The following is a 13,934-nucleotide window of genomic DNA, read 5'->3' as shown; positions in this document are numbered from 1 at the left end:
AACTTTCTTGGTATCGGGGTGTGTTGGCGGCTAGCGGAGGACGACGGTGCGGATCTCCCAGGGACCTAGGACGAGTTCGAGCCCGTCCCCTGTCACCGGCTCCGCGGCGATCGGCCGGCCGAGCAGGTCGACGGTCGTGGCCGCGGTGAAGGCGCCGGTCACCCTGACGGTCGACGCGGTGTCCCACAGCGCGGCCAGCCGGACCTCGGTGCCGGGCCCGTGCCCGTCGGTGACCCGGCGGATGCTGGACACCTGGACGTCCCGGCCGTCGACCCGCACACCGGTCGCGTCCGGGGGCAGCGGGCCGCCGCCGGGCGCGGTCCCGCGGGCCACCAGGACGTCGGCCCGGAACTCCTCGGCGAGCGCGACCGCGTTCGCGCCCTGCCAGCCGCTCGCCCAGGGCAGCACGGCGAACCGGTTCTCGATGCGCATGCCCAGGTCCTGTGCGCCCGGGACGGGGATCTCGCTCGCCGCGGGTTCGTCGCGCAGAGGGTGGAGGTTGACGCTGATCGAGCCGATGGCGCGGAGCAGGGTGAGGGCGAGGGCGGAGCCGTCGTCGACGAGTTCGTACTCGGCGGAGTGGTCGAGCAGGACGGTGGCCGGGCCCGCCGACACGAAGGAGCTCGCGGGGAAGGTCGGCAGGGGGTACTCGCCCCAGCCGCCCTCGGCGGTCAGCCCGCGCTCGGTGACGGCGAACTGCCCGGCCGACGCGGAGGCGGTGACGGGTGCGGGCAGCGGCACGTGGAAGCGCAGCCGGTGGTCGGCGCTCTGGTTGAGGAACGCGGTGGCGATCCGGACGAACGGCTCGCCCGCGCGGACCTCCACCACCATGTCCACGGGGGTCGGGACGGTACGGCCGTCCCGCCGGTCCCGGTCGTCCGCGGCGAGCGCGGCCAGCCAGTCGTAGACACGGGTGACGCGCAGCCGGGCCCGCAGCGGGCCCTGGTCGAGAAGTTCGACGCCGACCCGGGCCGGCTCGGAGACGAGGGTGTCGTGCGCCGGAGGGGCGTAGTTGTAGCTGTCGCCCCGGTCGCCGCCGTCGACGAGGCGGCCGACTCCGGACAGGACGGTGCCGTCCGGCCCGGTCACCTCGAGGGTGCCGTCGGCGGCCACCGTGACCTCGACCAGGCCGTTGGAGAGCCGGTCGGGCGTCGCCGTGACCGGGTGCGTCGCCGGGGCGGCGGGCCGGTCGGCCGGCTCGACCCGGAAGGCGGCCAGTCCGCCGGCGGAGACCGGCACGGCCACCAGCGCGGTGGCCCGGGCCTGGGCCAGGGTCCGCACCCGCCACTCCCCCGGGTGCGCGGCCGCGGCGGCGGCGACCTCGCCGCGCAGGGTCATCAGGTCGAAGGGCCCGGCCGGTGCCTCGGCGAGGTGGAAGACCAGGGAGTTCGGGGTGAGTTCGTAGCGGTCGATGAGCAGGCCGAACAGCTCGCGGCGGTGGATCCGGCGCAGCACGCGTTCGAGCTGCGAGGCGTCGAGCCGCTCGTCGCTGAGGACGGTCGGGGCCTCGGAGACCAGCTGGACAGGGTGGGCCGAGCCGTCGGCGGTGGTCGCGACCAGCGCGCTCCCCTCCGGTGCGGCCACGACGTCCACCTCGACCAGTGCGGTACGGGGTGCGGGCAGCGGGTTGGCGACCAGGTGGCCGTCGCTCGGGACCAGGGCGGCGGGCTCGGCGAGGGCCGCGTCCCGGACGGCCCGGGCGGTCTGTGCGGCCTCGGCGAGGCGGGCGGCGACCTGGTCGCAGGTCTCGTCGGTGCCGGAGCCGACCACCGAGTCATGGGCGGTCGACTCGATGATCTTGTGCCAGGCGAGGGCGAGGAAGTTCGAGTCGTCGCGCCGCGACCACAGGGCGTTCATGCGTTCGGCGTGGTCGACGGTCCGCTCGGCGAGGGCCATCCGCTGCTTGAGCCCGAGCCGCACGGACAGCACGCCCGGCAGGATGTTGCCCCGGACATGGCTGCGCAGTTCACCGGTGACGACGGCGGTCACCTCGTCGCGTACCTGCTTGCGGAGGTACTCGTCGAGGGTCGCGACGGTGATCGGCCGCTCCTCGCCGGAGGCCTTCCGCAGCCAGTCCGCCAGCTTCGGGTCGGGCGCGTTGTGGTCGGTGCCGGCCATGGCCAGGAGCGGGTCGCCGCCCCAGCGCCCGGCGGTCAGCTCGGCGTACTCGGCGAGCGCCTGCCGGATCCGGTCCGGTACCAGCAGGACGTCGAGTCCGTTGTCGTACCCGTCGAAGAGGAACTCGGTGCGGACCTCGGAGCCGTCGGGGGCGCGCCAGCGGAAGGCGTGGCCGTCGACCGAGCCGGGCACCCCGCGCCACAGGGCGGCGTGCTCGATGCCGGCGCGGGCCAGGATCTGCGGCATCTGCGCGACGTGGCCGAACATGTCCGGCAGATAGCCGACGGGCATCGCCCCGCCGAGGCGCTCCGCCGCCGCCCACCCCATCTGGAGGTTGCGGACGATGGTCTCGCCGGAGCAGAGGAACTCGTCGAGCAGGATCAGCCAGGGCCCGACGGCCAGCCGGCCCTCGCGGACCAGAGCGGCGACCCGGTCGCGGTTCTCCGGGCGCATCTCCAGGTAGTCCTCGACCGCGGCCATCTGCCCGTCGACGGTGAACCGGAAGTCCGGGTCCGCGTCGGCGGTCGCCAGCACGGTGTCGAGGGCGGTGACGAGGCGGTGCCGGAAGACCTGGAACGGCTCGTACCACTCCCGGTCCCAGTGGAAGTGGGGCACGAAGACAGCCGAGTCGGTCATAACGCGGAACACCTTCTGTGTGGGGGTCACTTGAGGGAGCCGGCGGCGAGGCCGGTCCGCCAGAAGCGCTGGAGCAGGATGAACACGACGATCACGGGCACGATCGACACCAGCGAGCCGGTGATGATGGACTGCTGCAGCAGGGGAGCCCGGGCGGTCTGGCCGTTCCACTCGTACAGGCCGAGCGTGATCGGGAAGAGGGACTCCTTCTGGAGCATCACCATCGGCAGGAAGAAGTTGTTCCAGATGGCCACGAACTGGAACAGGAAGATGGTCACCAGGGCCGGTGTCATCAGCCGGAACCCCACCGAGAAGAAGGTACGGAACTCGCCCGCGCCGTCCAGCCGCGCCGACTCGATCAGCTCCTGCGGCACGGACGCGTTCGCGAAGATGCGCGCGAGATAGACGCCGAACGGGCTGACGATGCTGGGCAGGAAGACCGCGAGATAGGTGTTGACCAGGCCGGTCGCCGAGAACAGCAGGAACAGCGGCAGGGCGAGCGCGGTGGTGGGGACCAGGACGCCGCCGAGGATGACGGAGAACAGGAACTCCCGGCCGCGGAACCGGAACTTGGCGAGGGCGTAGCCGCACAGCGCGGAGATCAGGGTGCCCACGGCCGCGCCCAGCACCGCGTAGATCACGGTGTTGAGGATCCAGCGGCCGAAGATGCCGTCGCTGCGGGTGAACAGGACATGCAGGTTGTCGAAGAGGTTGAAGTGCGAGAACGCCAGCCCGTTGGTGGAGGCGAGGTCGCCCTGCGGCTTGGTCGACGCGACGATCAGGAAGTAGACCGGCAGCAGGAAGTAGATGGTCAGCAGCAGCATCAGGGCCATGGCGGCCGTACGGCTGACGCGGCTCTCACGGATCAGGGAGGGGGTGTTGTCGCTGTTGCTCACAGTCCCGCCTTCTTCGAGGTCAGTCGCATGAACCCGAAGCTCAAGACGAAGGTGATGACGGCGATGACGACGGAGATGGCCGCGGCCTGCTGGTAGTTGTTCCCGGAGGCCACCGTGTAGGCGAGCATGTTCGGGGTGAACGTGCTGGAGATGTTCGAGGAGATCTGCCGCAGCACGGCCGGCTCGGCGTACAGCTGGAGTGTGCCGATGATCGAGAACACCGTGGTCAGGACGATCGACGGGGCGATGATCGGCACCTTGACCCGCCAGGCGATGATCCAGTTGCTCGCGCCGTCGATCTTCGCGGCCTCGTACAGCTCCTGCGGGATCGACTGGAGCGCCGAGAACATGATCAGCATGTTGTAGCCGGTCCACAGCCAGGTGGAGACGTTCGCGGTCGACCACAGGACGGCACCGGGGCCGAGGAAGTCGGGGTGCAGTCCGACGCCGTTCAGCAGGTCGACGACGGGGCTGAGCTGGGGCGAGTAGAGGTACGACCACATGATCGCGGCGATGACACCGGGCACCGCGTACGGCATGAACGCGGTGATGCGGAAGAACCCCTTGGCCTTCAGCAGAGGCGTGTCGAGAAGCAGCGCGATGGTCAGGGCGACGAAGAGCATGACGGGCACCTGCACGATGCCGAACAGCCCGATGCGGCCGATGCTGGACCAGAACTCGGTGTTCTGGAACACCTTCACGTACTGCTCGAAGCCGCCGAAGGTCGTGTACGACGTCCCGTACTGCCCTCCGCTGCGGCGCACGACGCGGACGCTCTGCCAGAGCGCGTAGCCGACCGGCACCAGGTAGAACAGCAGGAACGGCAGGAAGAACGGGGTGACGAAGGCGGCGATGGTGCCCGCCCGGGGGCCGCCGCCGTTGAGGCGGCGGCGACGGCCCCCGGGCGTGGTCACCGCGCCGGACGCGCGGTTCGCAAGATCGGTCATACCGCGGTCACTTACCCGCCGTCGCCGGGATCGCCTGGTCCTTCATCGACTTCAGCGCGGCGGCCTGGGCGGCCGCGAGCGCGTCGCTGAGCGTGCCCTTCCCGGCCGCGGCCTTGGCCATCGCGTCCTGGAGCGCCAGGTTCACCGTCTTCTGCGTGGGGCCCCAGGCGAAACTGGTGTCGATCTTCTTGGACGAGGCGGCGAAGACGTCGAAGATCTTCTCGTTGTTGTAGTACGGCACGCCCTGCTTCAGCGCGGGAAGGTCCAGGCCGGCGTTGGCCGCCGGGTAGAGGCCGCCCAGCTTGTTCTCCAGCGCCAGCGCGGCCGGGTCGGAGTTCAGCCAGGTGTTGAACTCGACCGACTCGTACAGGTGCTTGCTGCCCTTCATGAACGCGACGGTCGAACCGCCCCAGTCACCGGAGCCGCCGCTCGTGCCCCAGGTCGGCATCGGGACGATCGACCACTTCCCGGCCTGCTTGGGCAGGTTGTCGCGGAACCCGCTGTACCCCCAGGCGGCACCGACATAGCTGGCGATCTGGTCCTTCTGGTACGCCGCGTACATCTGCGTCGACCCGTTGGCGAGGTCGGTGCGCACGACCTTCTCGGAGATCAGCTTCTGCCAGTAGTCGGCGACCTGCTTGCTCTGCTGCGACTCGACGGTGACCTGCCACTTGTCGCCGGAGTAGCCGTACATCTTGGCGTCGTTCTGCCAGAGGAGCCCGTTGAACCACTCGGCGTTGTTCGGGTCGAAGAACGTCATGTCGAGGTTCGGGTCCGCCTTGTGCAGCTTCGCGGCGGCCGTCGCGTACTCGTCCCACGTCGTGGGGACGGCGACGTTGTACTTCTTGAAGAGGTCGGTGCGGACGAACAGGGCCATCGGGCCGGTGTCCTGCGGGATGGCGAACACACCGGTGCCGCCGAAGCTGGCCTGCGACCAGGTCCACGGCACGAACTTCGACTCGGCCGCGGTGGCCGCCTTGCAGGCGGAGGCGTCCACGAAGGCGCTCTGGGTGCGCAGGTTGGGAAGCTCGTCGTAGCCGACCTGGGCGAGGTCCGGCGCCTTGCCCGCCTTGAGGGCGTTGCCGATGAGGCCGTACTGGTCGTTGGAGATGTTCTTCATCTGCACCTGGACGTCCGGGTGCTGCTTGTTCCACAGGGCGACGACCTTGTCCATGCCCGGGACGGTGTTCCAGTACTGGAGGGTGACCTTGCCCTTCGCGGGCGCGCAGGACGAGGCGGACGCCTTGTCCGACGAACCGGACGAGGAGCATCCGGCGAGTACGACGATGCCCGCTGTGGCGGCCGCGGCGGCGAGGCGGGTGCGTGTGACTGTGCTGCTCATATCTTCCGTTCCAGAGAACGCCTGGCGAGGGTCGGCAGGCGGGTCGACGTTGACACCTGGAGGCGGATGCCTTCTGGTTGGAATCAGGTTCCGTGAGCGGTAACGTGAGCGCTCACGGGAGCGGTAACGGGAAGTTGATTGGGAGTGTGGGCTCCGGTCCGCCGGAGTGTCAAGGCTCAAGACATCGGACCCGGCATACTCGGTGTCCCTGCGACGCGGTCGCGTCGGCAACTGCACGGAGGTGAGTGATGGCGCCGTCGGGGACCGGACCCCGCAGGGTGACGATCGACGATGTGGCCGAGGCCGCGGGAGTGTCCCGGCAGACCGTGTCACGCGCGCTCAACGACAAGGGCGAGATCGGCGTCTCCACCAAGCAGCGCGTCCTGGACGCCGCCCTCGCGCTGGGCTACCGGCCGAGCCGGTTCGCCCGGGGGCTGGTCCGGCAGGACACGATCAGCGTCGGACTGGTGATCCCCGATCTGCTCAACCCGTTCTTCACCGAGGTCGCCGCCGCCGCGCTGGACGCGGCCCGGGGCCGCGGCTGGCACGTCGTGGTGTACGACACCGGCGACCGCGTCGAGGAGGAGCAGGGCACCCTGGAGGTGATCGCCGCGCAGGTGGACGCCGTGGTGGGCTATCTGAGCCTGCCGGAGGACGAGATCGCGCGGCTCACCCGGGGGCTGCCTGTCGTCCTCATCGACCGGAAGCGCCCCACCGAGCGGTTCAGTTCGATCCGGATCGACGGCGAGGCCGGCGTGCACGCGGCGATACAGCACCTGATAGGGGCCGGGCACCGGCACATCGGCATGCTGGACCACGCGGAACGCTCCGAGCCGAGCGTCCGGCACGAGTGGTTCGACACCGCGATGTCCGCGTGCGCGCTGGACTCCGGTTCGGTGGCCCGCGCCGACCAGAGCGTGGAGGGCGGGGAGCGCGCGCTCCAGGAACTCCTGGCCCGGCACCCGCACCTGACCGCCGTGTTCACGTTCAACGACATCATCGCCTTCGGAGCGCTGCGCGCCGCCCGCCGGCTCGGCCGCCAGGTCCCCGGGGATCTCGCCGTACTGGGCTTCGACGGCCTGGGCCTCGGCACCCTCGTCGAGCCGGCGCTGACCACGGTGGCCCTGGACACCCGCCGCCTCGGCGCACTAGCCGTCGAACAGACGGCCAGACTCCTGACCGGAGCCGGCCCGCTGCGCCCCGACGAACTGACGGTGGGGGCGGAACTGCGGCTGCGCGAGTCGGCGTAGGCGGCTCACTGCTCGTCGGGCTCGACGGTGACGAAGCCGTCACCCCACGTTCTCTCGTCCAGGCTCACCGGAGAGACCTCCAGCTCGGCCTCCGGTGGGCCTTCCCGATACGCCCGGGCCGCCGCGTGGCCCTGCTCCTCCGAAAGGAACGCCCCGAGGATCAGGACCTCTTCACCGCGGTCCGGATCTTCCAGGATCCGGAAGAGCAGGTACACATCCGCGGGCAGGCTTTCCCCTGCCCGCTCCCCCGCCCGCCCGTGGTCCACCTCGAACGGGACGACCTGGAAACCGCCCGGAAAGTCCCTGAACCCGGGGAGTTCCGCGGTGACAGCCTGGGCTTGCGCCGCCCTGTCCCGCGACGAGAAGACCCCGATCAGTTTGAAGTCGGCACTTCCGTCGTCGAAGTCGTGAAGATGGATCAGCGCGTGGACCACGGTCATGTGTCACACATCCGCTCTCTCGATGTGGTGCCCGTCCGTCATGCCAGGCGCGCCTGCTCCCCCTCGACGGGTCCGGCGGGCCAGGTCGGCGTCCGACACGCGCTGTCAAATCGGAATACCGGGGCCTCTGGGCTGGAGCTTCTTGAGGAACGGCTCGTAGGTGTCGGCGACCGACCGCGCGTTGAAACCCGACTGAACCCGCTGAGCGTCACAGGCATCGGTTACCGGGGCCGTCACCACGTCGAGTACGCGTTCGTAGTCCGCAGACTGCGACTGAGTACCGCCCAACCGAACCTCCCCCATGGAACGTGGCACGGAGCTTGACAAGTCATCGGCACAGCACGCCGGCGATGCGGCGATGTGCTGTACGCGTACCCGGCACGCTCGCGTCCGACGCAAGCGCCGAAGAGCCCGGCCCGGCCGCTGCGAGCGGGAGGACCCTGCCGTTGAACGCACCGCGGTCAGGTCACTCCGGCGGACCTGCGTGAACGGCGGTTGCGCCAGCGGGTCACCAGCCACAGGACGTTGACCCCGCCGAGGGTGACCAGCACGGCCGCCGAGTCGGCGGTGCGCGCGAGGCTCTGGTCCGGGCCCAGTCCCCGGACCGCGCGGACCAGCAGGGTGAGGTCGGCGGGAAGGGTGACGGCGGCCATGAACGCCAGGCAGGCCACCGTGCCGGCCACGAGGACGACGCTGTAGAGGCGGACGGCCCGGCGCTCGTGCGGGGGCAGCCGGACGCTCGGGTCACCGGCTCCGGCGGGGCGGGGGGCGCGCAGCAGCCGTCGGAACCGGTAGCGGACATAGGCCCGGCCGTCGCCGTACAGGTTCCGGCAGCCGGTGACGTCCTGGAGGACGAAGTAGAGGTCCGTGCGCGTGAACACCATGCACTGGAAGGGCAGGGGCAGCAGAGCCAGCAGCAGGCCCGCGGCCAGCACCCGGTGGGCCGTCGTCCCGGTGTCCGTCACGGCGAGGACCAGTACCAGGGCCGAGGCGACGGACAGGTTGAGGGCGATACCGGCCAGGTAGGCCGTCAGCCGGTGGCGGCGGGGCGCGAGTTCGATGCCGCTGATGTCGGTCTGCATGACGAGGAACTGCAGCCGGGTGCCCAGCCGCATCCTCCCCGGCACGCCCGCGGCCCGGGCGGTGACCAGATGTGCCAGCTCATGGGCGAACAGCAGCGCCCACCCGGCCGCCGCCCCGGTGAGCAGGACCAGGCTGCCGTGCGGGCTCCACAGCAGGTCGCGGTAGCCCGGGACCAGGTCGGGGCGGTGGATCAGCACGGCGACGGCGGCCGCCAGCAGTACTCCGACGAGCACCGCCGGCGCCGGGTGCAGGGCGAACCGGACGGCGCGGGGCCGCAGCCACGGCAGGGACGCGCGCGGTGGTGTGGCGTCCGGAACCGGGCAGTCGCCGATCCGCGCCACGAACCCCAGGGCGGCCAGGTCCCTGACGAAGTCCGTGATGTCGAGTTCCTCGCCGGTCTCCTCGCGCAGCAGTTCCGCCGTGCGGGCCACGCTCAGCCCCCGGCCGAGGAGTTCCACCGCACGGGCCCCGGCCGCGGGCAGGGCGACGAAGGTCCGGGTGGCCATACGGCCCACGATCCACTCGTCCCGGTCCCGCCGTATCCCGAGGTCGTGCAGCAGGACCCGGGTCGACGGCTCGATCCGGGGCCGGTCCGTCGCCGCGGTGTCCGTCACGTCAGGTCCCCGGTGGTCAGCTCCCCGGAGGTCAGCTCCCCGGCCGTCCGGTCAGCGCAGGCGGCGCCGCAGGCGGGGCAGTCGGGGCGGCGCTCCGAGCGTTGCATCACGGGGTCGCCGGGCACCATGAGGTTGAGGCCGAACCGGCATCCGGGGTCGACCGGCGGGATCCCGCACAGCAGCATCAGCGCGGCATGGGCCAACAGGCTGCCGGACAGGCCCGCGGTCACGGCGTTGACCGGGTTCCACGGCATACGGGGTGAGGCGACCTCCTCGTCCTGGCCGGGCGCGAGCCGCAGATCGCGCCGCTCGATCTCGGCGCTGCGCAGACACTCCCAGCACGCACCCCGGCCGGGCCTGAACACCCCGACGCTCACCAGCGGACCGCGGTATCCGGCTTCGGCCCATGCGGTGCCGGTGGCCAGACAGACCTGGTTGGCCCATCTGCGGATCACGGCGGGCCGGTCGGCGGCCAGGAGGAACACGTCGTACCCCGCGCCGCCGCCGGAGCCGCCGGCACCCCCGGTGTCACCGGCCAGCAGGTCTTCGAGGTCCGCCGGCCCGCGCACCTCACGGCGTTCGCCCGTGACCGTCGTGTCCGAGTTCAGGGCGTGCAGCGCCGTCAGCGCCGCGTCGATCTTCGGCGTACCGAGGTCGCGCTCGCCGAAGAGCGTCTGCCGGTTGAGGTTGGACAGTTCGACGACGTCCGGTTCGACACAGTGCAGCCGTCCCACCCCGGAGGCCACCAGGTCCCGCGCGGCGGCCCCGCCGGTACCGCCGACGCCGACCAGCAGCACCCGGGCCCGGCGCAGCCGCAGCTGCGGCTCCCAGGCGCTCTCCCGGGGCCGGAGGTCCATCCAGCGCAGCAGGGTCATGCCCCTGCCGTACCGCTCGCGTTCCCGCTCGGACAGCTCCGCCGGCGGGGCGACACCGGCGTCCTCCACGTACCCGGCCATGGTCAGGTCCGTGATCGCCTGGGCGATGTCCGGGTCCGGCAGCACCAGCCCCGGGTGACGGCGGGACACCTCGGCGACGATGTCCGCGGCGCTCTGGGTGCCGTCCATGGCCTGAACCAGCGTCCACACCCAGCCGTCGGGATCCGTGACCTCGGCACCGATGCCGTGCACGACGCTCCCGATCCGCACATGGCCGTCGACGGTCCGGTAGGCCCGGTGTTCCGGCTTGATCCGAGGCCGCCGCATCGCGGGCACCGTCATCTTCACGCCAATCTCGTGAGCGTCAACTTGCCGGTCGACAAAGGACGTTGACAAGATTCACCGGTTCGGCCAACCCTGGCAAGAGCACGACAACCATGACACGTCACAGCCACCACCGGGAGGACATGGCATGCCGAACAAGATCGAGATCCGGCCGCTGGACAAGAAGGAGACCACCGGCGAGAGCGGTGGCAACGGCGGCAGCTGACCAGGTGCCGATGCTGGACCGATACCTCACGGTCGCGGAAGTCACCGACTCGGCACGGCGGTTGGTCTCCCGGTTCCCCGGGACCGGCCGACTGCGCCGGATCGGCACGTCCCGGGCCGGCCGCCCGATCCTGATGCTGTCCGTGGGACACGGGCCGCACCACGTCCTGGTGGTCGCCCGGCCGCACCCCGACGAGCCGGTCGGCGGCACCACCGCGATCGCCCTGGCGGAGCGGGTCGCGAGCACCCTGGCGCAGCGGGTGGCGCACGGCCACCACCCGTCGACGGCGACCGATCCGTCTGCCGCTACCGGTCCGTCCACGGCGACCGATCCGTCCCTCGTCACCTGGGACATCGTCCTGTGCCTTGACCCGGACGGCGCCGCGCTCAGCCAGGGCATCGAAGAGGCGACGGCCAGTTCCTGCCACACCCTGGCCGACTACTACCGTGCCGCCTACCGCCCGGTCGCGGCGGAACAGCCGGAGTGGGCGCCCATCGAATCCCGGCAGCTCCCGGAGAGCCAGGCGCTGTTCGACGTCATCGACGAACTGCGGCCGGTCCTCCAGTGCTCCCTGCACAACGTCGACGCGGGCGGCACCTGGGTCCAGTTGACCCACGACCTCCCCCGGTTCGCCGCGCCGTTCCGGAAGTCCGCCGCCGAGCTGGCCATCCCGGTCCAGTACGGCACGTTCGACGCCCTGTACTGGGAGAACCCGGGCCCCGGCGTCTACGTCCTGCCGCCGCCGGAGAGCGCGGCCCGCCTGGCGGCCGGGTCCGAGAACATCGGGTTGTCCACGTGGTGCGCACCCGCGCGGTACGGCGGGGTCACGGCGATCATCGAGGTGCCCCTGTGGGCGACCGACCTGGCCGACGACCCGTCCCCGCGCCCGGACGCCGGTGCCGTACTGCGTGACCTGGCCGGGCTGGTACGGGACGGCGGACGCCAGGTGACCGCCGTCCTCGACAAGGCCCGCCCCTTCCTGCCACCGGCCCGGGACAACGCGCCCAGACGCGTCCTGGAGTGGATGGCCGACGGCCTCTACGACCTGGTCGCCGACTCCTGGGAACCGCTCGCCCGGCAGGCGGCCGACGGACCGCCGGGGCTGACGACGGCCCAGGTCTGTGCCCTGGACGTCGTGGCCCGCCGCCAACCGCTGCGCGCCGCGGGCCTGCTGCTACGACTGCTGGAGGCGGCGGACGACCCCGCCGCGCCGGGCCTGCACCGCGATCTGGACGACCTCTTCACCACCTGGTGCGCGGACTTCGAGAAGACCCTGCGCCTGCGCCGGGTACCCGTGCGCCGACAGGTCGCCCACCAGACACGTACGATCCTGGCAGCCGCCGAGAGCGCACTGACCACCCTCCGATGAGAAGGTCCCCGGCCGAGATCGGCACGGGAGGAACTCAGGGGCGACCGCCCGCCAGGCGGGCGCGGCCGCAGCGAGGGCCCCAGGGGGCGGGCCTCGGCACCGCCGTCCACATCACCCTGCTCGCCGCCCTCCGACCGACCGGTACCGCTCGGATGCGCCACGTCGGCGGCACGTTCGGCAGCTGCCCCGGCCGCCGCCCCAGCCGCCCCAGCTGCCCTGGTGGCCCCGGCGGCTCCGGCGGCTCCGGCGGCTCCGGCGGCTCCGGCGGCTCCGGCCACGACGATCGGCGCCCGATCCTCCCCGGACCGACTGTCCTTCAGCGGTCGGCGGCGTCTCCGGCGACGGCGGACGCGGCGGTGTTGTAGCGGGCGAGGAGGCCGCGCAGGGCCTGGACCTCTTCCGGGGCCCAGCCCCCGGTGCGGGTGTCGACCTCCCGGTACATCAGGGCGTCGGCGCGGGCGAGGAGTTCCCGGCCGTGGTCGCTGGGGCGCAGCAGCTGGGCTCGGTGGTCGTGCGGGTCGGCCTCGCGTACCACCAGGCCGGCGCGTTGCAGCGCGGCGACCTGGCGGCTGATCGTGGACTTGTTGAGGCCGTAGAGGCCGACCAGGTCCGCCGCGCGGGCCCCGTCGCGCGCGTCCATCTCGGACAGCAGGGAGTAGTCGACGAAGCTCAGTTCCGGGTGGAGCCGTTCGGCGTTGCCCCGGAAGCGCCGGGAGAGGGTCACCAGCTCACGGACCAGTCCCCGGAGCTCTGTGTCGTCGTCGGCCACGTGCGCGTCCCTTCCCTCGGCCCGGGCTCCCGCCTCGGAGTTTCATTTTGCAACAGACGGTGGGCGGATCTACAGTGGCTGTGTTGCATTATGCAACTTAGATCGACATGACAGCCACCATGCAGGTCCAGCCGAGCACTCCGGGGCATCCCGGGACACGCGACCGAGGACAGGTGGACACCGTTTCGTCCCTTTAGTGTCGTTATGTCAGACACGGGGACGTGAGAGGCAGCGAGAGCCATGCGAGTCGAGGACGTCGTCCACGCACCGAGCACACCGCTGGACGCCCCGGCCTTCCCGGCGGGTCCGTACCGGTTCACCGACCGCGAGTATCTGAACATCACCTACCGGACGGATCCCGGGGCCCTGAAGCGGGTCGTGCCGGAGCCGCTGCGGGTGACGGAGCCGCTGGTGCGCTTCGAGGTCATGCGGATGCCGAACGTCACCGGGCTGGGCGACTACACGGAGTCGGGCCAGCTCGCCGTCGTCGAGTACGAGGGCGAGACAGGCGAGTACAGCCTGTCGATGTACGTGGACAACTTCCCCGCGATCGCGAGCGGCCGGGAGATCGGCGCCTTCCCGAAGAAGCTCGGCCGGCCCCGGCTCTTCGTCGACCAGGACACTCTCGTCGGCACCCTGGACTACGGCTCGCTGCCCGTAGCCCGCGCGACGATGGGCTACAAGCACCGGTCGCTGGCCACCGAGAAGGCCCGCGAGGAGCTGACGCTGCCGACGTTCATGCTCAAGAAGCTTCCGCACTACGACGGTTCGCCGCGCATCTGCGAACTCGTCCGGACCCAGATCGGCGACCTCACGGTCAAGGGCGCCTGGAGCGGGCCCGCCCGGCTGCAGCTGCTGGCCCACGCGCTGGCCCCGCTCGCCGACCTGCCGGTCCTGGAGGTCGTCTCCGCCTCGCACATCCTCACCGACCTGACCCTGGGCCGCGCCCGGGTCGTCCACGACTACCTGGCCTGACGGTCTCCCCCTCTCCCCCCACATCCCCCCGCATCCCCCACGCCGAGTCGAAGAAGAGCAGGTGTTCCGC

General features: G+C 71.3%; 11 protein-coding genes. 3 read left to right on the top strand and 8 right to left on the bottom strand.

The window, feature by feature from the left end; translation table 11 throughout:
• Positions 1 to 30: 30 nt before the first annotated feature.
• Genes AB0D59_RS24915 through AB0D59_RS24900 form a run of 4 tightly spaced genes read right to left on the bottom strand, consistent with a single transcriptional unit; the run spans position 31 to position 5,939 of the window.
• The gene (locus AB0D59_RS24915; RefSeq protein WP_362569246.1) at positions 31 to 2,754 is read right to left on the bottom strand and encodes an alpha-mannosidase; all 2,724 of its coding nucleotides are present in this window, start codon (positions 2,752 to 2,754) and stop codon (positions 31 to 33) included.
• Positions 2,755 to 2,780: 26 nt separating this feature from the next.
• Positions 2,781 to 3,587 (bottom strand): carbohydrate ABC transporter permease, encoded by an 807-nt coding sequence (locus AB0D59_RS24910; RefSeq protein WP_362569773.1) that lies wholly within the window; start codon positions 3,585 to 3,587, stop codon positions 2,781 to 2,783.
• Between the two features lie 59 nt (positions 3,588 to 3,646).
• Complete coding sequence (locus tag AB0D59_RS24905; RefSeq protein WP_362569244.1) at positions 3,647 to 4,597, bottom strand: sugar ABC transporter permease; 951 nt, start codon at positions 4,595 to 4,597, stop codon at positions 3,647 to 3,649.
• Positions 4,598 to 4,604: 7 nt separating this feature from the next.
• The gene (locus AB0D59_RS24900) at positions 4,605 to 5,939 is read right to left on the bottom strand and encodes an ABC transporter substrate-binding protein (protein WP_362569242.1); all 1,335 of its coding nucleotides are present in this window, start codon (positions 5,937 to 5,939) and stop codon (positions 4,605 to 4,607) included.
• Positions 5,940 to 6,187: 248 nt separating this feature from the next.
• On the opposite strand from AB0D59_RS24900, the gene AB0D59_RS24895 reads away from it, so the two are divergent.
• Complete coding sequence (locus AB0D59_RS24895) at positions 6,188 to 7,189, top strand: LacI family DNA-binding transcriptional regulator (protein WP_362569240.1); 1,002 nt, start codon at positions 6,188 to 6,190, stop codon at positions 7,187 to 7,189.
• Between the two features lie 5 nt (positions 7,190 to 7,194).
• On the opposite strand, the gene AB0D59_RS24890 is transcribed toward AB0D59_RS24895, so the two are convergent.
• The 3 genes from AB0D59_RS24890 to AB0D59_RS24880 form a co-directional block, all read right to left on the bottom strand.
• Positions 7,195 to 7,629 (bottom strand): hypothetical protein, encoded by a 435-nt coding sequence (locus AB0D59_RS24890; protein ID WP_362569237.1) that lies wholly within the window; start codon positions 7,627 to 7,629, stop codon positions 7,195 to 7,197.
• 461 nt (positions 7,630 to 8,090) lie between these two features.
• Complete coding sequence (locus AB0D59_RS24885) at positions 8,091 to 9,326, bottom strand: hypothetical protein (RefSeq protein WP_362569234.1); 1,236 nt, start codon at positions 9,324 to 9,326, stop codon at positions 8,091 to 8,093.
• The gene (locus AB0D59_RS24880; RefSeq protein ID WP_362569770.1) at positions 9,323 to 10,543 is read right to left on the bottom strand and encodes a ThiF family adenylyltransferase; all 1,221 of its coding nucleotides are present in this window, start codon (positions 10,541 to 10,543) and stop codon (positions 9,323 to 9,325) included. Before AB0D59_RS24880 ends, AB0D59_RS24885 begins: the two co-directional genes overlap by 4 nt.
• 221 nt (positions 10,544 to 10,764) lie before the next feature.
• Between AB0D59_RS24880 and AB0D59_RS24875 the strand changes: the two genes are divergently transcribed.
• On the top strand, positions 10,765 to 12,120 hold the full coding sequence (locus AB0D59_RS24875; protein ID WP_362569767.1) for a M14 family zinc carboxypeptidase: 1,356 nt from the start codon (positions 10,765 to 10,767) through the stop codon (positions 12,118 to 12,120).
• Positions 12,121 to 12,436: 316 nt separating this feature from the next.
• Here the strand turns inward: AB0D59_RS24875 and AB0D59_RS24870 are convergent, their stop codons facing one another.
• Positions 12,437 to 12,889 (bottom strand): MarR family winged helix-turn-helix transcriptional regulator, encoded by a 453-nt coding sequence (locus tag AB0D59_RS24870; RefSeq protein WP_362569231.1) that lies wholly within the window; start codon positions 12,887 to 12,889, stop codon positions 12,437 to 12,439.
• Positions 12,890 to 13,129: 240 nt separating this feature from the next.
• Here AB0D59_RS24870 and AB0D59_RS24865 point away from each other — a divergent pair, with 240 nt between their 5' ends.
• Complete coding sequence (locus AB0D59_RS24865) at positions 13,130 to 13,864, top strand: acetoacetate decarboxylase (protein ID WP_362569228.1); 735 nt, start codon at positions 13,130 to 13,132, stop codon at positions 13,862 to 13,864.
• The last annotated feature ends 70 nt before the right edge of the window (positions 13,865 to 13,934 follow it).

The organism is Streptomyces sp. NPDC048417 (assembly GCF_040651615.1).
GTDB lineage: Bacteria > Actinomycetota > Actinomycetes > Streptomycetales > Streptomycetaceae > Streptomyces.
Note: the sequence above shows the minus strand (reverse complement) of the source record. Positions and strands in the feature narration are given on the sequence as shown.